Consider the following 18,585-nt stretch of genomic DNA (forward strand, 5'->3'; position numbering starts at 1 on the left):
GTGCTGCCGGTCGTGTGGCAACAGCGGACATCAGGTGGGGCCGCCGGATGCGGAGATTGCCGCGAAAACCTCGCTCGAGGCGTCGATTCCCGTTCGGACCGTCGGCCGGTCGTTGTCCTTACGCCGCAACGCGAAGATCTCGCGTCGCAGAACCGGGTGCACCGCGACTATCGCTACGTCGTCAGGTACCCAGATCCGGGCCAGCCGCGGGATCAGGGCGGCGGCGAGCCCGTGCGCGACGAACTTGAGTTGGGCGGCGAATTCCGGTATCTCGTACCGGATCAGCGGCTCGACACCGCGCATCCGCAGGGTCTGCACCAGCCACGTATGGAAGGACTCACCCTTGCGCCAGGTCGTCCACGGCATGTCCGCGACCTCGTCGAGCTCGATCTGCGCGGCTGCGGCCAGGCGGTGGTCCGCTGGCAGTGCGACGTCGGCGGTGTCCTCGGGCAGGTGCAGCGGCATTGTCACCCAGCTGTCGACCACCGCGAGATCGAGCTCGCGACCCACCACGGCAGGCAGCAGGTCGTCGGTGTCGCCGGCGACGAAACTGACCTCCAGGCCGGGATGGAGCTTCCTCATCCGGGCGATCGCCCGTGGCACGACGACCCGGCTGGCCGAGGAGAAGGATCCGATTCGGAGCTCGCCGGCCACATCACTGTCGAGCGAGGCCAACTCGGATTTCGCTAGTGCCAGAAGGGAAATGATGTGCTGGCAACGCTGGGCGAGCAACCGCCCGGATTGCGTGAGCTGCACTGCACCAGCAGTGCGGCGCGGGAGTGGCGGCGGCACGGCGGGATCCCCGCCCGGGCGATGTGGATTCAGATCGTCGGCGGCGTGCTGCTGGCGATCGACTTCTCGTTGTGGTCGCAGTCGATCACCCTGATCGGGGCGGGTATCTGGACGGTGGTGGTCAATACTCAGGTGGTGATCGTGTCAGCGCTGGCGTGGGTCGTCTTCCGGGCGTGGGTGCCGGTGCGGATAGTGATCGCGGTGCCGTTTCTCTTCGTGGGAATCGCCTTGGTCAGCAGGATTTTCGGAGGCGTCGGGGGCAGCGGTGACGCGGTCGCCGGGGCGGTGTTGGCGCTGACCTCGGGCGTCGCGTACGCCGGGTAGATCTTCTTGACCGGTCGAGCGGGCGGGGCCGGGCGGCCGGCGACGCATGTGCTGGTGACCGCTGTTCGGCCGGTGTGTCGGGCAGTGTGGTCGGGTCCATCTGGGGCGGAGTGGATCTCACTCCCGGCTGGGACGCGATGGGGTGGCTGGTGGCGCTGGCATTGAGCGGTCAGGTGATCGAATGGATGCTGATCGGCTTCGGTCTGCCGAAGTTTCCCGCGGAGGTGGGGGCGACGTTGCTGCTGATTCAGCCGGTGCTCGCGGTGGTAGCCGGCATGATGTTCCTGCAGGTACGGCCCACCCTGATCCAGTGCCTCGGATGTGCCGTGTCGTGGCCGCGGTGTGGATGGTATCCGTCCCACCGCGGGCTCGCGTGGTGACCACGGTTCCGATGGAATGGTTAATGCGGTGAAGGCCGTTGTCCTTGAATAGTTTTTGGGGACAACGGCCGTCGTCGCCGGCGCCGGTGTCTCGGCGGAAGTCCCCGGATCCGAAGGCCGACCGCAGTGTCGCCGGCGAGTGCGCGATCGCCCGAGCGTCCTTGAGGCCTGCCGCGCTCTCGGTCATCGCAACGATCGGAATCCGTTCACCGAGCCTGGCTGTGGTCGCCGCAACCTGCTCCGCACTCTCGGCCGTGGTCAGCATCACTCCCGCCAGCGTGTCCACGCCGGGCAGCGCCTCGAGGTCGCGGTTCCAGTGCTCGGTCGTAGCATCGTTGACCCGCACCCAGGCGCGCTGGCCTGCAGTCGGGCTCGCGCGATCGCGCGCGCGGTGTCCTTGTCCGATTCACGCACCCCGTCCCCGAGGTCGAGGACGACGATGGCGGCGGCGCTCGTCTCGGCCGCGGCAACTGCCGCTGAGGTGGCAGCAGGCACGAGCAGCCAGGACCTGGCTACGGATGCGCCTGCCGGATGGGGGCAGCGGGGATGATGTCATGTTCGGTGCCTTCGAGCGGAGATGGGCCAGCGCACAGACACGGCCAGTCAGGCACGGTGACTGCGCCAGGCGTCGACGAGGAGATGCACGATGCGGGCCGCTATTGGCGGACGGTGAAGCCCTCGGTCGACACACAGGTCTCCGGGTCGGTGATAGGCCGGCGGAACACAATCTGCCGCCTCGGCATTCGCAAACCCCGAGGCGGAGTGGGGATCAGGTGGTCTCGTAGTTCTCCACCGCGCGCGCGAGATGTCTGCGCATCTCACTCTGCGCGCGGTCGAGATCGGCGGATTGAATCTCGTCGAGCAACTTTCGGTGCTCTCGCGCGAGATCCTGCGGGTTCGGGTAAGACTGCTGAATCTGGGCCAAGCACAACTGCATCTCGTCCTGCAGCGTCGAATAGATTCGGCTGAGCCGCTGGCTACCTACGGCATCGACGATGGCGACGTGGAAGGCTGTGTGCACTTCGACCCGATCCGCCCAACTGGCGTCATCCGGCATCTGCTCCATCTTCTCGAGATACTGTTCGGCCTCGTCGAGAGCGATGCCGTTCTCGACGACGACCCGGACACCCTCGAGTTCGAGCGGAACTCGCACGAAATACAGATCACGCACATCCTCGTGATCGAGTACCGGAACCACCAGCGACCGCCCCTGGGACTGCTGAGCCAGGTGGCGGCTGGTCAGCACCTGCAATGCCGAACGCACCGTCGGGCGCGCCACATCGAACATGGCCGCCAGCCCGGTTTCGGTCAATGGTGTGCCGGGCTTGAGGGCGCCGCCGAGGATCTGGGCACGAATCTCCGCCACCAGCGCATCGCGGGTGGTCGTGGTTTGCAGTGCCGGACTCATGCCGTCCTCCATCGTTATGGGCATTCAGCATAGCTGATATACCGTCATCCCGACCCAACGATGGCTGACTTCGCGGTGCGCGGGCGCCTGCAGGTGTTCCTCGTGCTCCTACTGTGCAATGCGATAGGCAATTGGGCTCAGGTGCAGAGTGCATCGCGTCATGCTGGGGCGTCCCGCTTTAGAACGGGCTATTGGCGTCGACCCGGCTCGGATAACGAAGGCGGAGATGGAAAGCCAGTTCTGACGGTGGTACGCCGCAGCGCGCTCGCTGGAGGTCGAAGGCGTCAGTCGGTGGTGAGCAGACCGTAACTCTGACGAAGCGTGGGTAACCGAACTGCAATATCAAAAACTGTACAACAGTTGTACATGCTGATACGGTCGTGTGGCGTCGATCACAGAAGGTGTTCCTGGTCCGGCCATTTTTTTTGTGGAGGGACTCCGAAGCCGTCGTTCCACCGAATGGCGACGCTCGTCTTCGGCGCATCAGCCAATGCTTGTGCGTGTCCCTACGCCATCTCGACGACGGGAGAATTAGTGAAGAGCCCAAAGGTTGCAGTCATCGGACTGGGCACCATGGGTGCGCAGTGTCTGTGGCAGCTGAGTAGACGAGGCATAGACGTAACTGGTTACGAGACATACGCGCCCGGGCATGCTCGTGCAGGTGCGGGAGGTGACAGTCGGCTGTTTCGGACGGTTGAGCTCGAAGATGCGCGTTACAGCCCGGTGGTGGCGAGGGCTGACGAACTCTGGGACGAACTGCAGAAGGAGTCCCGGCGTGAGCTGCGCACCATCACCGGGGTGCTTTTGACCGGTGCACCGGAGGACCCGGAGATGCAGCGTGCGGTGCAGAATGCGGCGGCTACCGGCACTCCTCACATGATCTGGAACGAGCGGACTTTGGTGCGGAGAATTCCGCAGTTTCGTCCCGATCCGGGGGACATCGCGATCTGGGATGCGCGCGGAGGCTTCATCCGTCCAGAACTGAGCGTAGCGACCGCGGCAGGAGTCGCTGAGCGTCTCGGGGCGCGCATTTGCCGCAATCGACAGGTCCTGGAAGTCTCGCAGTCCTCGGATCGGGTGCACATTCGAACCGATGCGGGAACGGATATCTACGATCAGGCGATCGTCGCGGTCGGCGTCTGGACTCCGAAACTGCTGCCGCGCTTCCGGGACCTCATCATGCCGCGGCGACTGATCTCGGCCTGGTTTTTTGCGCGCGACGCCGAGTACCTCGCCGGGTTACCGCCGTTTATTCGACCCTTGTCGACGTATGCCTACGGTGTGCCCACGGTGGACGGAAACGCGGTCAAGATTGGACTCGGATTCGCGCATCACATGCGTGCAGATGACCCCGATCAGGTCGAACGCACCGTGCAACCGGATGAACTCGCACCCTTTCAAGAGGTGGTGCAGCGCTATCTTCCCGGACTGGATCCCCACCCGATGAGAACGGAAACCTACCTCGAGGGGTATACGCCGACGCGGCGCGAATGGATTGGTGAGCACCCCGACATGCCGGGCGTGCTGGTGCTCGCGGGATTCTCCGGACACGGCTTCAAGGAATGCCCGGCGATCGGAGAAGCGGCCGTCGATCGGTTGCTGGGGTCGACCCCCACGGTCGACCTCGACTTCCTCGAGGACGGTCGAGCCCCCTTCTGACTGCAGCACACTGGCCTATGACCGACCCCATGGATGGAGCACCATGATTGCGCTACTTACCCGGCCGCACTGCCGGCCCGGCCGCAACCGAAGACGACCGGCGGTGCCCTCGGTAGGGGGGCTTTAGTGAACCGACGGGACCTTCTGAAGATGGTCGGACTTACCGCAGTTTCCGGCGCAGGAATATCGCTCACCAGCGGATGTGGCTCCCTTCTGGGGAAGCAGCGAACCAACGCGCTGGTCTTCGTCTCCGATGGGGGTGAATATCAAGCAGCGCAACGAGACTCATGGATCACCCCGTTCAGTCGGTCACGGCCGGACCTGAACGTCGTCGAAGATGTGCCCAAGAGTTACGCCCGACTCCAGGCGATGGTTTCCTCGGAAAATGTTATGTGGGACCTGATGACCGCAACCGGTGACTTCGGGTACGGCGTGGATCGGGACTACCTGGTCGATTTCGCCGGACGTGACCTTCCCCTCGGCCAACTCCACCCCGAGTACGTCGGAGAATCCCGCGTGGGACATGCCGTCTTTTCCAATGTCCTTGCCTACCGAACCGATTTACTCGGAGGTAAGACCCCGCAGGGCTGGGCGGACTTCTTCGACCTCGACCGTTTCCCAGGTCGTCGGGGACTGCGCAATTTCTCGGCTGGCGCTGTCATGGAAATCGCCCTGATCGCCGACGGCGTGGACCCGCACGACCTTTACCCCCTCGACTACAAGCGAGCCTTCGCCAAACTCGACACCATCAAAGACCACACAGTCTTCTGGACATCGGGTGCGCAATCGGCGCAGCTCATCTCGGACGGTGAGGTGTCGATGACTCAAATCTGGAACGGACGTGTGTACAACCTGCAGAAACAGGGTGCGCCCATCGCTATCCAATGGAACCAGCAATTCCCGCAGGCAGACGCCCTCGTTGTTCCCCGAGGCGCCAACGTCGACTACGCCATGGACCTGGCGCGCTACATTCTCGCCCCTGAGAACAACGCGAAGCTCAGCCAGTACATCCCGTACGGTCCGACAAACCGGGAGTCCCTTAGCCTTGTCGAACCCGCCATGCGTGATCATCTGCCAACAAGCTACATGGATTTGTCAATCGCATTCGATAACATCTGGCTCAACCAGAACCGGGACGAAGTCGATTCGCGATGGCAGAGCTGGGTGAGGGCGGCATGACTACCGTGACAGACGTCCCCGAAACTCCCCCAACGAGTAGTCCGAAGTCCATCAAACCCACGCGGCGGCAGCGGCATTGGACAGCTATCTTGATTTGGCCCCCTCTGCTCTTCCTCGCCTTGGTGTTCATGTGGCCGTTGCTGCGCACGGCTGCGATTTCCGTGACTGATCCGGGGCCGGAGAACTATCTCAGTTTCTTCACTGACCCGGTCTACTTGCGTTCGCTCGGGGTGACCTTTCTGACCGCGGCCATCGTCACTGTCGCCGCACTGCTTATCGCGTACCCGTACGCGTACCTGATGTATATGTCGAGGACGGCAGTTCGCGGCGTGCTCACCGTGCTGGTGATCTTGCCCTTCTTCACCAGCCTGCTCGTGCGGACCTACGCGTGGACGATCTGGCTGCAGCGGACCGGTATCATCAACACCGTCCTGCTACGGGTTGGGTTGATCGATGAACCACTCGAACTGGTGGGCAATACAATCGGTGTCGTCATCGGCATGACTCACGCACTCCTGCCATTTATGGTGTTTCCGATCTTCGCGTCGATGGTGCGAATCCCGGTAAATCTGGTGCCGGCGGCGCAAACACTCGGAGCGACCACGAGGACGGCGTTCAGGACCATCTTCCTGCCGCTGACGATGCCGGGGATCGTCTCCGGCAGCCTCATGGTGTTCGTGATGGCACTCGGTTACTACGTCACACCTGCCCTGCTCGGATCACCCTCGAACGCAATGCTCTCGGAGTTCATCGTCAACGAAGTCGAGCAAAAGTTGAGCTACGGCAGCGGCGCAGCCATCGGCATCGTGCTGCTCGTCGTGACTCTGGCTGCGCTAGTGGTCGGAGCGCGGCTCGTCGGATTCAAGAACTTCGTCACCGGAGGACGCTGATGCAGCTCACACCCTCGATCCCACTGAAGGCGTTCGGCATTGTCATCGGAGCGCTTCTGGTTCTCCCGACGCTGGTGGTAGTGCCGATGTCCTTCTCGCCCGGGGACATTCTTTCCTTCCCACCACAGGGATTCAGCCTCCGCTGGTATCGCTTCGTATTCACCGAATCGACGTGGACAACCGCCATCATCCAAAGCCTCAAAATTGCAATCTTGACCACGATCCTGTCCCTGGTGCTCGGCATCGCGACAGCTTTAGCCATGGTCCGGGGACGCCTCCGCCTGACCGGCCCCCTTCAGATTCTCGTACTCAGCCCCATGATCATGCCTCTCGTCGTCCTGGCCGTTGGAATGTTCTTCGTTTTCAGTGACTGGCGTCTACTCGGATCGGTCGGCGGGCTGGTGCTCGCGCACACGGTGCTCGCCTACCCTCTGGTGTACCTGTCAGTGTCGACAAGTCTGCAGGGATCAGACGAATCCCTCGAGCTCGCTTCGGCCAGCCTCGGCGGAGGGCGCCTCTACACACTGCGGCGGGTGACCCTTCCCCTGATCGCCCCCGGCGTGCTCACGGGTGCCCTGTTCGCCTTCACCATGAGTTGGGACGAGTTGATCTTGTCGATCTTCCTCTCCGGACCGACTGTCAAGACGTTGCCCGTGCGGATGTGGGAGCAGATCCAGACCGAATTGACACCGGCATTGGCGGCGGCTGCCACGCTGGTCATGGCCCTGACTATCACCCTGATCCTCGTCGCGGCGTGGATTGCATCTACCCGCAGGAAGGCATTGAAGTCGTGAGCGAAAAATTGGGTGGCGCCTTGCGCATCACAGATGTCCGCAAGTCGTATGGAGGAGCGCGCGGGGTCGACTCGGTTTCCATCGATGTCGCGCCCGGTGAGTTCTTCACCATGTTGGGACCCTCCGGTTCGGGGAAGACGACGACGCTCAACCTCGTTGCAGGTTTTCTGCAGCCCGACGCGGGCTCGATCGAGCTCGACGGCCGTGAGCTCTCCGGGGTGCCTCCCCACAAACGTGGACTCGGCATGGTCTTTCAGCAGTACGCGCTGTTCCCGCACATGACGATCGCCGAGAACGTCGCGTATCCCCTTCAGGTGCGGAAGATGCCGAAGATGCAGGTGCGCAGTCTCGTCGACGATGCCCTGGCCATGGTCAAACTCACCGAGATGGCGTCGAGGAAGCCCGCTCAACTCTCCGGCGGCCAGCAGCAACGCGTCGCCCTGGCACGCGCCTTCGTGTTCAAGCCGCGGCTGCTCCTGATGGACGAACCGCTCGGTGCCCTGGACAAGAAACTCCGCGCCCACCTGCAAGTCGAGATATCTCGAATTTGCCGGGAGCTCGGGGCGACGGTCGTATATGTCACCCACGATCAGGAGGAAGCACTGGCATTGAGTGACCGTATCGCGATCTACAATGAGGGACGCATAGAACAACTCGGAACACCGGAAGACCTCTACCAACGACCACGATCGGTCTTCGTCGCCGACTTCGTCGGCGAATCCACCATCATTCGCGGCAACTTCAACAGCGGTTTCCTCATACACGACGGACAGAAGTTTCATATCGGGCCGGCGATGGCCCCAGTCGGCGAGCACGCCCCCGCAGCCCTCGTCGTGCGCCCCGAGCGCTTCACGGTCGCCGCATCCACCAACCGCCCGGCGCCCACCCATGAGAGCGAAAATTGCCTCGAGGGAACCGTCCTCGAATGGACCTACCTCGGCGTCGCACGTCAATGCCTGATCCGGACTTCGACAGGGCTCATTATCTGCGCCCGTGTCAATCCCGAGCACGACATCTCCGGTCTTGCGGTCGGTGCCGGCGCCGTTGTTTCTTGGTGCCCAGGTGATTCCGTCCTCGTTCCCGACACCCAGTCCACATGAACCGACTGACCTGATCGACCAGTTCATCACACCGAAGGAGAACACAGCACCATGCCCGTCAAACCTGTCGTCAGCTTCGACTGCTATCGAACACTCGTCGATTTCGATCTCAACCGGCCGACACTCGACATCGTTCGTGACCGGCTCGACATGGTCGGCGTCGACCACGACGAGTTCTTGGACAATCTGCGAGTCATGCGTTTCCAGGGTGTGGCCAACCCTTACCAGCGTTACGCCGATATCGTCCGTCAGACGCTCGAGACTTGCATGCTGCTGCACGGGGTGCCCTACGAGGACTCCGACTACGAACGATTGATGGAGGAAGCGAAGAAGTTCCCCGTATTCCCCGATGTACCACCAGCGCTGCGGGCGCTCAAGGCTGGAGGATATGAAATCGCGATCCTCACCAACAGCGACAACGATCTGATTCCGTACCACCTCGACACCATCGGCGTCGAGTTCGACTACGTCGTGACCGCCGAGCAGGCCGGCGCCTACAAACCGCGTCCGCAGGCATGGGAGAAACTGTTCGAGGTTCTGCCGCAGAGTCGTGACCAGATCACTCACGCGGCGCAGGGCTGGGAGTACGACATCATGCCGGCCAAGAAGTACGACATCCGGCGGGTGTGGATCAACCGCTACAACCGGAAGGGGAGCGACTTCTACCAGCCCTATGACGAGCTGCCCGACTTGTCCGGCCTGCCGGGCCTCCTCGGGGTGTAATCCCGCACCAGAGAATTCCGCAACTGTGGCCGAGGAATCCGCTTGCGGCACGCAGCGCAGCGTGCCGCGAGACGGACCCCGCAGCAGCCCCACACCATTCGATTGTGGAACGCAGCCGCCGCTCCGCGTTGTCGCCGATACCTCAAGAGAAGGATTCACACTCGATGTCCGGTCGACTTCGCGTCGTAATCGCCTCCTATCTCGGTGAAAAGCATTGCGCACGGATCGAACAGATCGAGCCGCGCGTTCAGGTGATCTGCGATCAGTCACTGTTGCGGCCCCCACGGTTTCCGGGAGACCACCGTGGTGATCCGACGTTCGCACGGTCCGCGCAACAACAGGCGCGCTTCCTCGACCTCGTCGATTCGGCAGACGCGCTCTACGGACTGCCCGACGAGTCGCCTGCGGGGCTGCGGCGAACGGTGGATGCAAACCCCCGCCTACGATGGGTACACACGACCCGGGCTGGGGGAGGCGAACAGGTCAAGGCGGCCGAACTCGACGACAACTCACTTCAGCGCGTGGCGTTCACGACCTCAGCCGGTGTACATGCGGATCCGTTGGCAGAGTTTGCAGTCCTCGGAGTCCTTGCCGGGGCTAAAAATCTCGACAGACTTCAGGCCCTGCAACGGCGGCACGAATGGGCGCTTCCGTGGGCGATGGGACGCGTAAGCCGGCAGCGTGCGGTGGTTATCGGGCTCGGCGCCATCGGCCGCGCGGTTGCCGCAAAGCTCGACGCGCTCGGAGCAGACGTCATCGGCGTCCATCGCCGCCCCATCGTTTCGCCCGGACTCAGGCGAGTCGTTCCCGTGTCCGGACTCGCGACGGTGCTCCCGACCGCGGATTCGGTGATCATGGCGTTGCCTGCCACCGCATCGACCTTCCAGTTGTTCGACCGGCAGATGTTCTCGGTACTGAAGGCGGGAGCGACCTTCGTCAACGTCGGGCGAGGTACGACCGTGGACGAAGATGAACTGATTAACGCACTCTGCAGAGGCCAGGTCGGCTTCGCCGCACTCGACGTGTTCTCCTGCGAGCCACTGCCCATATCGAGTCGGTTGTGGGAGCTACCCAATGTAATCATCAGTCCCCATAGCGCCTCGAGCACCACCGAGGAGGATGGGTTGATTGCAGAGCTGTTCGCAGACAACGCCTCCCGTCTCCTCGATGATGCCCCGATGCGCAACATCGTCAACACCGACGAATTCTATTGACCAACCGCTGCCCGGACCGCACGATGGGGTCGGCGTGACACGGCGACCAATTTCACGAAGGGAAGGATATGGGGACTGTTGGAACTGCGAATTCGCCCACGCTCGGCGCGATATCTCACCTAGTTGGGCGCCAAGAACTTCAGTACAAACAACAAGTGTCAACTGTACTGCAGTTCACGGTAGTATAGCGGCATGTCCGCGCTGGAGGGGTTGGTCATTCATCGCGTCACCGCGGCGCAGCAGGTAGCCGATGGGCTCGCTGAGCGAATTCAATCGGGCCAGATCAGTCCTGGAAGCCGACTGCGGGAAAGCGCGATCGCAACGGAGCTCGGAGTCGCCCGCAACACGATCCGCGAGGCTGTGCGGCAGCTCGAGCTGCGTGGTCTCGTACGCTACGAAACCAACAAGGGAGCGGTGGTCATCGCCCCGACGATCGAGGCTCTCGATGCGCTGTATGCGGCCCGGGGAGCACTCGAGGTAGCCGCCGTGTCCGCGGTTCCCGACGAAACTGAGCTCGAGACGCTGCGAGCGGCATACGAAAAGCTCCGCGACGCCACCGGCACGCACGATGTGAACCAGATTGTCAAGGTCGACCTTGAATTTCATTGCGCCATTGTCGCGCTGCTGAAGAGCTCCCGAATCGACGACTTCTATCGGGAACTGACTCGGGAGCTCAATTACTACCTTGTTGTTCTCTCTATGGAGGATCGCGAGTACGACCGCCCTGAGGTCGTCATTGCCTCCCACGCCGCTGTCTTGTCCGCCATCGAATCTGGCGACCCGCAACGTGCCGCGAAGGAAGTCAAGGCCCACATCGAGAGGAATGCGGCACGAGTGCGCGAGATCCTGACCAATCGCATCCGCAAATAGCCACGGCCGCCCGGCGGTGGCAAACAACACCCCCTGCCGCCGCCCGGACCATACTGGTTCGGGCGGCGGCAGGGGCGGGATGGTGCTACGCGCTGGCTCCGCGACGGCGAGGCACCGCCAGGTACTTGTACTCGAGGAATTCGTCGATGCCGAGCTTGCCGCCTTCGCGGCCGAGGCCGGACTGCTTGACGCCACCGAATGGGGCTGCGGGGTTGGACACGATGCCGGTGTTGACGCCGACCATGCCGACTTCGAGGCGTTCGCTCAGGTCGAAGGCGCGGTCGATGTCCTGGGAGAACACGTAACCGACCAGGCCCCAGTCGGTGTCGTTGGCGATCCGGATCACCTCGTCCTCGTCGTCGAAGGGGACCACCGGGGCGACCGGGCCGAAGATCTCGGTGGTCATCAGGTCCGAGTCGGTGGAGACATCGGTGAGCACGGTCGGCGGGTAGAAGTAGCCGGCGCCAGCGGGGACGGTGCCGCCGGTCAGCGCGTTGGCGCCGCGGCTGAGTGCGTCATCGACCAGGCGCTGGACCTTGTCGCGCCCGGCAGCGTCGATCAGAGGCCCGACCTGGACACCCTCGTCCAGGCCGTTGCCGACCTGCATGTCCGCCATCCGGGCGGCCAGGCGCTCGGAGAAGTCGTCCGCGATGCTGCGGTGCACGTACAGGCGGTTCGCCGCGGTGCAGGCCTCACCCATGTTGCGCATCTTGGCTGTGATGGCACCGTCGACGGCGGTGTCGATGTCGGCGTCGGCGCAGACGATGAACGGGGCGTTGCCACCGAGCTCCATCGAGGACCGCATCACCGCGTCAGCGGCCTGCTTGAGCAGGAGCTTGCCGACCGCGGTGGAGCCGGTGAAGCTGATCTTGCGGGCCTTGCCGCTCGACATCCACGGCTCGACGACTGCGCCGGCGTTGGTGGTGTTGACGACGTTGAGGACACCGTCCGGAAGGCCGGCCTCCTGCATGATCGCCGCGAGCGCGAGCGAGGTCAGCGGCGTCTGCGCGGCGGGCTTGAGGACCATCGTGCAGCCGGCGGCGACCGCGGGGGCGATCTTGCGGGTGCCCATGGCCAGCGGGAAGTTCCATGGGGTGATGAGCACGCAGGGGCCGACCGGTTCGCGGGTGACGATGATCCGGTTGGTGCCGTCGCCGGTGGTGGTGTGGTCACCTCCGATGCGGACGGCTTCCTCGGAGAACCAGCGCAGGAATTCGGCGGCGTAGGCGACCTCACCCTTGGCCTCAGCGAGCGGCTTGCCCATCTCGGAGGTCATGATCTCGGCGAGCCAGTCCTGCCGTGCCATGACCAGGTCGTAGGCGCGGCGCAGGATTTCGCTTCGGGTGCGGGGAGCGGTGCGGGCCCACGACTGCTGTGCGGCCACGGCGGCAGCGAGGGCGGCATCGGCGTCGGCGGGTCCGCCGTCGGCGATCACGGAGAGGACCTCGCCGGTGGCGGGGTTTTCGACCTCGAAGGTTCTGCCGTCGGCGGCGTCGCGCCAGGTTCCGTCGATGAGTAGTCCGGTGGGTACGGACTGGGTCCCGGTGGTGGGGGCGAACGCGGTGGCGGTCGTCATGGTGTGGTGTCTCCTTGCTGGGTGTGGGGGTCGAGGATCTGTGCGAGATGGACGGATGCGCCGGGGGTGTGGTTGTCGGTTAGCTGCCGGACCTGCATGTGGCAGCTGAATCCGTCGGTGAGCACCGTGGTCTGCGGGAAGGTGCGCAGGGCGGGGGCCAAAGCCTGTTCGGCGACGGCCATACTGGTCTCGTAGTGGTTGCGTTCGAAACCGAAATTGCCTGCCACACCGCAGCATCCGGTGGCCTCGCGCACGGTGGTAACACCGACGGCGTTGAGGGCGCGGCGTTGGGTTTCGGCACCGAAGACCGCGTACTCGTGGCAATGGGTCTGCACGGTCACCTCGCCGGGAACGCGATGCCGCGGCACCCAGCCTTCGGATGCCTGCACAGTGACCTGTTCGGCGAAGCTGCGCACACGTGAAGCCACCCGGCGGGCGGCGTCGGTGTTCACGAGTTCGGGTAGGTCCTTGCGCAGCGCCGCCGCGCAGCTGGGTTCGGTGACCACGATCGGCCGGTCGGTGCCGTCGTCGAGGGCGGCGGCGGTGCGTGCCATCCGTTTCTGGGCTTGTGTGAGTTGTCCGGTCGAGATCCAGGTCAGCCCGCAGCACAGGTCGGTGCGCACCTCGGTGGTGTGGTCGGCGGCGTCGATGACGCGGCGGGCTGCCGCGGCCACCTCGGGCCGGAACCCTTGGGTGAACGAATCGACGAAGAGCACCACGTCACTGTCGGCGGGCCGGGTCTCGCCGAGCATTTTCGTCAGCTGGCGGCGGGATGCGAACGGCGGCAGCGCGCGTTCGGTGGTCAGCCCACCCATTCCCAGGGCTAGTGACTTGAGCGGGGTGCCGAGGGCGGCGTTGACCACCGGCGCCATCCGCGAGGTCAGTTTCAGCCACCGGGGTAGCCAACCGAGCGAGTAGTGCGCCATGGGGCGGATCCGGCCGGAGTAGTAGTGGTCGAAGAATTCCGACTTGTAGGTGGCCATGTCCACCCCGGTAGGGCAGTCCGTCGAGCACGCCTTGCACGACAGGCAGAGATCCAGTGCCTCGCGCACGTCCTCCGACGCCCAGCCCTCGTCCACGGTGCGGGCGCCGCGGACCATGTCCTGCAGCACCCGGGAGCGGCCGCGGGTGGAGTCCTTCTCGTCCCCGGTCGCCCGGTAGCTCGGACACATCACCCCACCGGAGTGCGAGCGGCAGCGTCCCACACCGATACACCGCTGCACGGCGTCGGCGAAACCACCGGTTCCGTCCCCGTTTCCGGTCTCGTGGAGGGTGAAGCTGGTCCGCCACGGCAGGGCGGGGACACCGGCGAGGGCGAGGTCGTCGGTGACCGGAGGCGGGTTGACGATGATGCCGGGATTGAGCATGCCGCCGGGGTCGAAGATCTCTTTGAACCGCGCAAACGAGGCCATGATCGCGGGGGAGTACATCTCCGGGAGCAGCTCGGAGCGGGCCCGGCCGTCGCCGTGCTCACCGGAGAGGGTTCCGCCGTGCTTGACGACCAGGCGGGCGGCGGCGCGCAGGAACCGGGCCATCACGTCCCGGCCTCGTTCGGTGCGTTGATCGAAGGTGATCCGGATGTGCATGCAGCCGGCGCCGAAGTGCCCGTACATCACCCCGATCAGGTCGAATTCGGTGAGCAGCAGCCGGAAATCGGCGAGGTAGTCGGCGAGGTGCTCCGGTGCGACGGCCGAGTCCTCCCAGCCGGGCCAGGAGGTGACGCTCGAGCCGTCGGGGTTGTCGAGCCGGGACGACAGGCCGGCGCCGTCTTCGCGGACGCGCCAGAGTTTCTTGCGGGCGCCCGGGTCGCGGACCTCGCGGCCGTCGAGGACCCGCCCGTTCTCCCGCAGTTCGGTGAGCAGTTGTTGCGCCTGGGCGGAGACGGTGTCGATGTCGTCGCCGTCGAGGTCGACATACAGCCAGGCGTGACCGGCGGGGAGGTCGGCGACCGAGTCGGCGCCGCGGCGGGCCCGCATCGTCTCCACGATCTGCTCGTCGATGCCTTCGACGGCGGCGGGGGAGTAGCGCAGGATGGTTTCGATGTCGCGGGCGGCGTCGACGACGTCGTCGTAGCCGAGGATCAGCAACAGCGCCGACGCGGGGACGTCGACCAACCCGACGGTGGCACCGACGACGATCGCGCAGGCGCCTTCGCTGCCGACCAGAGCGCGGGCGACGTCGAACCCGTTCTCGGGCAGCAGGTGTGAGAGGTGGAAGCCGGAGACCTGCCGGGGGATCTGCCCGAGTTCGAGCCGGAACTGCGACAGGTAGTCGCGGGTGAGTTCTTTCAGCTGTGCGGTGATCTGCTCGGCGCGGTCGGCGGCGTGGGTGTCGTCGGGGTCGGTGGCGTCGATCCCGGACCGGGTGGCGGTCAGCCGGGTGCCGTCGGCGAGAACCAGGTCGAGGGACACTACGTGATCGGCGGTGCGTCCGTATCGGACCGAGTGATTGCCGCAGGCGTCGTTGGCCACCGAGCCGCCGACGGTGGCGCGGGTCTTGCTCGACGGGTCCGGTGCGAAGGTCAACGTCCCGCCGGTGTGGGCTTCGACCGCCTGCGAGAGTTCGGACAGGATGATGCCGGGTTCGACCACGGCTGTCCGGGTGTGCGGGTCGATCGAGACCACCTGGTCCATGTATCGGGAGAAGTCGAGCACCAGACCGCCGCCGATGGCGTTGCCCGCCATCGAGGTGCCGCCGCCGCGCGCGATCACGGCCAGTCCGGCCTGCTGGCACACCGCCACAACTTCGCTGACCTCGGTCGCGGACCGGGGAAATGCGACACCGGCGGGGATGAGCCGGTAATTCGATGCGTCGTAGCTGTATTCAGCCAGCCGCCGGGTCGTGGTGTCGATCTCGACGGAGCAGGACTGCAGCAGGTCGGTGATGGCAATGTCCGCGGCTTCGACTGTCACGGTGTCCTCGATTCTGGCGGGCGGGTTCGCGTTCGCGGTGCTGGTTCGGCTGCCCGATGAGCAGCCATGGGTGGGGTCAGGGGGAGGGAGGGCAGAAGATGCGGTCCGCGTGGAGGCACGCGGGTCGGTTCCCGCATCTTCTGCCCTGGTCAGGTGGTCAGTGCATGCCGCTCAACTCGACCTGTTCGCCGGCGTCGGTGAGCACCTCGCGTAGGGCGTCGACGATCTCGTCGAGTTCGGATCGGGTCGATATCAGCGGCGGCGCGATCTGCATCAGCGGCTCGCCACGGTCGTCGGCGCGCGCGATTAGGCCCGCCTCCCGCATGCGTCGTGGCAGGTACTCTCGCACCAGGAACTCGCGTCGAACCGAGTCGACCTTCCCGTCGTCTTCGGAGCCGACCAGTTCGGCGGCGTAGAAGAACCCGTCACCGCGGACGTCGCCCACGATCGGCAGAGAGCGTAGCGATTCCATCTGCGCCGCCAGATATGGTGACAGTTCGCGCACGTGGGCAAGGACGTTGTCGCGTTCGAATATCTCGATGTTGTGCAGAGCGATCGCCGCGGACACGGGATGCCCGGCGAAGGTGATGCCGTGCAGCAACGTCTGCCCCGGCCGGAAGAACGGTTCGGCGACACGGTCGGAAACCAGCACCGCCCCCATAGCAGCGTACGAGGATGTCAGCCCCTTCGCGATGGTGATCATGTCCGGCACCGCGCCCAGGGTGGAGACCGCGAAGAATTCGCCGAGCCGGCCGAATCCGGAGATGACCTCATCGGCCACCAGCAAGAACCCGTACTTGTCGGCGAGGGCCCGCAGTCCGGCCCAATACCCGCGCGGCGCGGTGAAACACCCACCGGCATTCTGGATCGGCTCGGCGATGAGCATGCCGACCGTCTGCGGATCCGCTGCGATGATCACGGCCTCGGTCTCGGCCAGAATCCGGGCGGTGAAAGCGTCGACGTCGGAGCCGTCGTCGGCGCGGAAGCGGTTGGTGTTCGGCGCGTGATGCACCTCCACGGCCGGGGGCCCGAACGGCTCCTTCAACGCAGGAATTCCGTTGAAGGACAGCGCCCCCAGTGACAGACCGTGGTAGGCGGTGCGACGAGCGATCGCCTTCGTGCGACCCGGTTCACCGTTGGCGAGGTGGTACTGGCGGGCGATCTTCCACGCCGACTCCACCGATTCCGAGCCACCGGAGGTGAAGAACGCCCGGTTGATTTCCGTCGGGGCGAGCTCGGCCAGCTTTTCGGCAAGTTCGATTGCGGCGGGATGCGCGGTGTTCCATGTCGTGTTGAACGGCAGTGTTGTGAGCTGTTTGGTTGCGACGGCAGAGAATTCGGCGCCGTAGGAATATCCGAGCTGCGCGCAGAACAGGCAGGAGAGACCGTCGATGTACCGCCGTCCGGTGGTGTCGAAGACGTAGATGCCCTCGGCGCGGTCGGTGATCAGGATTTCCTCACCGTCCCGCAGCCTGGCGTGTTGACCGAAATGCAGCAACAGGTGATCGCGGACACCCGACTGGTAGCGCCGATTCCGTCTCTGCGTGGCGTCGTTCATCGGGTTCTCCTCACCTACTTGCGATCAATGTCATACTGTATAACAGTATGTCCGTGATGTCATCTATGAATCGAGTCTCGGGGTGACCCGGGGAGCCGCGACTGTTTCGGCCGCCTCCGGGGCACTGCTGTGGGGAACACTCGGACCGGTCGTGAGCGCCTGGTCCACCCTCGGCGGCGCCGAGACCGCATTCGCGCGGTCGCTGGCCGCCGCGCTTACCCTCGGCGTCGTCGCCCGAGGGGCCGTCGCCGCGCGAGCGCAGGTGCGGGAGTATTTTCGGTCGCTGCTCGTGGGCGGTGCCGGGCTCGCCGGCTTCCAGTTCGCGTACTTCGCGGCGGTCGCCGAATCAGGCGTCGCGGTCAGCACGGTGATCGGGATCGGTTTGGCGCCTGCGATTACCGGGGCATGGTCGTGGATCACCTCGTCCCGGCCCTCCGCCACCTGGATGGTGGGGACCGGCCTGGCGTCTGTCGGTTTGGTCCTGCTGGTTCTCGGCTCGGCTCTCGGTGCCACGGTGTCGCCCGCGGGCATCGGTTGGTCGGTCTTGGCGGCCGTCTTCTTCAGCGCCCAGGCGCTGGCGATCGAGTCGGTGGGGGCCCGGTGGTCGAACCCCGCTGTGCTGACATCGATGTTCCTGATCGCCGCGATCGTGATGGTGCCGATCGGCGGGCCCGTGCTGTGGCGCAGCGGCGCCCTCGGCGCCGAGGACGTGTTGGTGATCGCGTACGTCGGTGTGGTGACCGCGGGTCTTGCGTACTGGCTGTTCGCGGCGGGGGTCGCGGTCCTCGGTGCCGCTGTCGCGGTCACCATCAGCCTGCTCGAACCAGTCGGTGCCATCATGTTGGCGGTGCTGTTCCTGAGGGAAGGGCAGTCCCTGGTGCAGTGGCTCGGGATTGTGCTGCTCATCGCATGTATACCCGTTACGGCCTACACGCCGAAGAAGGTCGCGAGCATTCCGGCAATGCCGGAACCGGCGCATCGGTAGCAATACCTCCCGCCACCGCCGGGCGGAACGAGGGGAGTGATCGTGTCGGGTGGCGGTCCCGTTCTGCCCGAAATCGTCGGTGGCGCCGAATCGTGGCCGGGATTCATGGCCACATCCTCTCTGGCATATGGCAGGATTGTCAACAATCAGAGAATCTGGCGTATCGAATGGGTCATGGCAGAGTGCATGGCCCACCCGCTTTGCCGGGTTGGTGCCAGATT

16 protein-coding genes and 1 pseudogene are annotated in these 18,585 nt (G+C 64.7%); 11 read left to right on the forward strand and 6 right to left on the reverse strand.

The features are described 5' to 3' along the window. Positions 1 to 30 precede the first annotated feature (30 nt). Positions 31 to 675 carry a LysR substrate-binding domain-containing protein gene (locus tag OYT95_RS40325; protein ID WP_268793118.1) on the reverse strand — a complete coding sequence of 215 codons (645 nt, stop codon included), beginning with the start codon at positions 673 to 675 and terminating at the stop codon, positions 31 to 33. A 33-nt stretch (positions 676 to 708) separates the two neighbouring features. On the opposite strand from OYT95_RS40325, the gene OYT95_RS40330 reads away from it, so the two are divergent. Together OYT95_RS40330 and OYT95_RS40335 are read left to right on the forward strand one after the other, a co-directional pair. Further along, entirely contained in the window at positions 709 to 1,116 is a 408-nt protein-coding gene (locus OYT95_RS40330) for an EamA family transporter (RefSeq protein WP_268793119.1), read from the forward strand. Positions 1,117 to 1,202: 86 nt separating this feature from the next. Continuing rightward, positions 1,203 to 1,496: an EamA family transporter gene (locus OYT95_RS40335; protein ID WP_268793120.1), complete on the forward strand. Its 294-nt coding sequence runs from the start codon at positions 1,203 to 1,205 to the stop codon at positions 1,494 to 1,496. 118 nt (positions 1,497 to 1,614) lie between these two features. Here OYT95_RS40335 and OYT95_RS44900 read toward each other — a convergent pair. Together OYT95_RS44900 and OYT95_RS40340 are read right to left on the reverse strand one after the other, a co-directional pair. Next, a pseudogene (locus tag OYT95_RS44900) lies at positions 1,615 to 1,842 on the reverse strand (CoA ester lyase); the annotation flags it as partial. Between the two features lie 423 nt (positions 1,843 to 2,265). Continuing rightward, the gene (locus tag OYT95_RS40340) at positions 2,266 to 2,904 is read right to left on the reverse strand and encodes a GntR family transcriptional regulator (protein ID WP_268793121.1); all 639 of its coding nucleotides are present in this window, start codon (positions 2,902 to 2,904) and stop codon (positions 2,266 to 2,268) included. A 459-nt stretch (positions 2,905 to 3,363) separates the two neighbouring features. Here OYT95_RS40340 and solA point away from each other — a divergent pair, with 459 nt between their 5' ends. The 8 genes from solA (at position 3,364) to OYT95_RS40380 (ending at position 11,333) form a co-directional block, all read left to right on the forward strand. Next, a complete protein-coding gene (gene solA / locus OYT95_RS40345; protein ID WP_268793122.1) occupies positions 3,364 to 4,563 on the forward strand; it encodes an N-methyl-L-tryptophan oxidase in 1,200 nt (399 codons plus the stop codon). Positions 4,564 to 4,713: 150 nt separating this feature from the next. Next, complete coding sequence (locus OYT95_RS40350; RefSeq protein ID WP_268793123.1) at positions 4,714 to 5,742, forward strand: ABC transporter substrate-binding protein; 1,029 nt, start codon at positions 4,714 to 4,716, stop codon at positions 5,740 to 5,742. A gap of 128 nt (positions 5,743 to 5,870) precedes the next feature. Beyond that, the gene (locus OYT95_RS40355) at positions 5,871 to 6,632 is read left to right on the forward strand and encodes an ABC transporter permease (protein ID WP_268793124.1); all 762 of its coding nucleotides are present in this window, start codon (positions 5,871 to 5,873) and stop codon (positions 6,630 to 6,632) included. Beyond that, positions 6,632 to 7,426, forward strand: coding sequence for an ABC transporter permease (locus tag OYT95_RS40360; RefSeq protein WP_268793125.1), 795 nt, complete (start codon positions 6,632 to 6,634; stop codon positions 7,424 to 7,426). Before OYT95_RS40355 ends, OYT95_RS40360 begins: the two co-directional genes overlap by 1 nt. Continuing rightward, entirely contained in the window at positions 7,423 to 8,526 is a 1,104-nt protein-coding gene (locus tag OYT95_RS40365; RefSeq protein ID WP_268793280.1) for an ABC transporter ATP-binding protein, read from the forward strand. Before OYT95_RS40360 ends, OYT95_RS40365 begins: the two co-directional genes overlap by 4 nt. A 51-nt stretch (positions 8,527 to 8,577) precedes the next feature. Further along, positions 8,578 to 9,249, forward strand: a complete 672-nt coding sequence (locus OYT95_RS40370; protein WP_268793126.1) for an HAD family hydrolase — start codon at positions 8,578 to 8,580, stop codon at positions 9,247 to 9,249. 164 nt (positions 9,250 to 9,413) lie between these two features. Continuing rightward, positions 9,414 to 10,463: a D-2-hydroxyacid dehydrogenase gene (locus OYT95_RS40375; protein ID WP_268793127.1), complete on the forward strand. Its 1,050-nt coding sequence runs from the start codon at positions 9,414 to 9,416 to the stop codon at positions 10,461 to 10,463. A 192-nt stretch (positions 10,464 to 10,655) separates the two neighbouring features. Further along, complete coding sequence (locus OYT95_RS40380; RefSeq protein WP_268793128.1) at positions 10,656 to 11,333, forward strand: GntR family transcriptional regulator; 678 nt, start codon at positions 10,656 to 10,658, stop codon at positions 11,331 to 11,333. A gap of 85 nt (positions 11,334 to 11,418) precedes the next feature. Here the strand turns inward: OYT95_RS40380 and OYT95_RS40385 are convergent, their stop codons facing one another. The 3 genes from OYT95_RS40385 to OYT95_RS40395 all read right to left on the reverse strand — a co-directional run bounded on the left by OYT95_RS40385 (position 11,419) and on the right by OYT95_RS40395 (position 17,379). Then, positions 11,419 to 12,909, reverse strand: a complete 1,491-nt coding sequence (locus tag OYT95_RS40385) for an NAD-dependent succinate-semialdehyde dehydrogenase (protein WP_268793129.1) — start codon at positions 12,907 to 12,909, stop codon at positions 11,419 to 11,421. Further along, a complete protein-coding gene (locus OYT95_RS40390) occupies positions 12,906 to 15,821 on the reverse strand; it encodes an FAD-binding and (Fe-S)-binding domain-containing protein (protein ID WP_268793130.1) in 2,916 nt (971 codons plus the stop codon). The genes OYT95_RS40385 and OYT95_RS40390 overlap by 4 nt, the downstream gene beginning before the upstream one ends. 157 nt (positions 15,822 to 15,978) lie before the next feature. Then, positions 15,979 to 17,379, reverse strand: coding sequence for an aminotransferase class III-fold pyridoxal phosphate-dependent enzyme (locus OYT95_RS40395; RefSeq protein WP_268793131.1), 1,401 nt, complete (start codon positions 17,377 to 17,379; stop codon positions 15,979 to 15,981). 82 nt (positions 17,380 to 17,461) lie between these two features. Here OYT95_RS40395 and OYT95_RS40400 point away from each other — a divergent pair, with 82 nt between their 5' ends. After that, positions 17,462 to 18,364 carry an EamA family transporter gene (locus OYT95_RS40400; RefSeq protein WP_268793132.1) on the forward strand — a complete coding sequence of 301 codons (903 nt, stop codon included), beginning with the start codon at positions 17,462 to 17,464 and terminating at the stop codon, positions 18,362 to 18,364. The last annotated feature ends 221 nt before the right edge of the window (positions 18,365 to 18,585 follow it).

The sequence above is a fragment of the Rhodococcus sp. JS3073 genome (genome assembly GCF_026810085.1).
In the GTDB taxonomy this organism is placed as follows: Bacteria; Actinomycetota; Actinomycetes; order Mycobacteriales; family Mycobacteriaceae; genus Rhodococcus_F; species Rhodococcus_F wratislaviensis.

Bases quoted from the DNA above. Each gene is read 5' to 3' on its own strand.
- solA (WP_268793122.1), top strand. From the start codon at position 3,364: ATGGCGACGCTCGTCTTCGGCGCATCAGCCAATGCTTGTGCGTGTCCC.
- OYT95_RS40375 (WP_268793127.1), top strand. From the start codon at position 9,414: ATGTCCGGTCGACTTCGCGTCGTAATCGCCTCCTATCTCGGTGAAAAG.
- OYT95_RS40370 (WP_268793126.1), top strand. From the start codon at position 8,578: ATGCCCGTCAAACCTGTCGTCAGCTTCGACTGCTATCGAACACTCGTC.
- OYT95_RS40360 (WP_268793125.1), top strand. From the start codon at position 6,632: ATGCAGCTCACACCCTCGATCCCACTGAAGGCGTTCGGCATTGTCATC.
- OYT95_RS40340 (WP_268793121.1), bottom strand. From the start codon at position 2,904: ATGAGTCCGGCACTGCAAACCACGACCACCCGCGATGCGCTGGTGGCG.
- OYT95_RS40385 (WP_268793129.1), bottom strand. From the start codon at position 12,909: ATGACGACCGCCACCGCGTTCGCCCCCACCACCGGGACCCAGTCCGTA.
- OYT95_RS40380 (WP_268793128.1), top strand. From the start codon at position 10,656: ATGTCCGCGCTGGAGGGGTTGGTCATTCATCGCGTCACCGCGGCGCAG.
- OYT95_RS40350 (WP_268793123.1), top strand. From the start codon at position 4,714: ATGGTCGGACTTACCGCAGTTTCCGGCGCAGGAATATCGCTCACCAGC.
- OYT95_RS40395 (WP_268793131.1), bottom strand. From the start codon at position 17,379: ATGAACGACGCCACGCAGAGACGGAATCGGCGCTACCAGTCGGGTGTC.
- OYT95_RS40355 (WP_268793124.1), top strand. From the start codon at position 5,871: ATGTGGCCGTTGCTGCGCACGGCTGCGATTTCCGTGACTGATCCGGGG.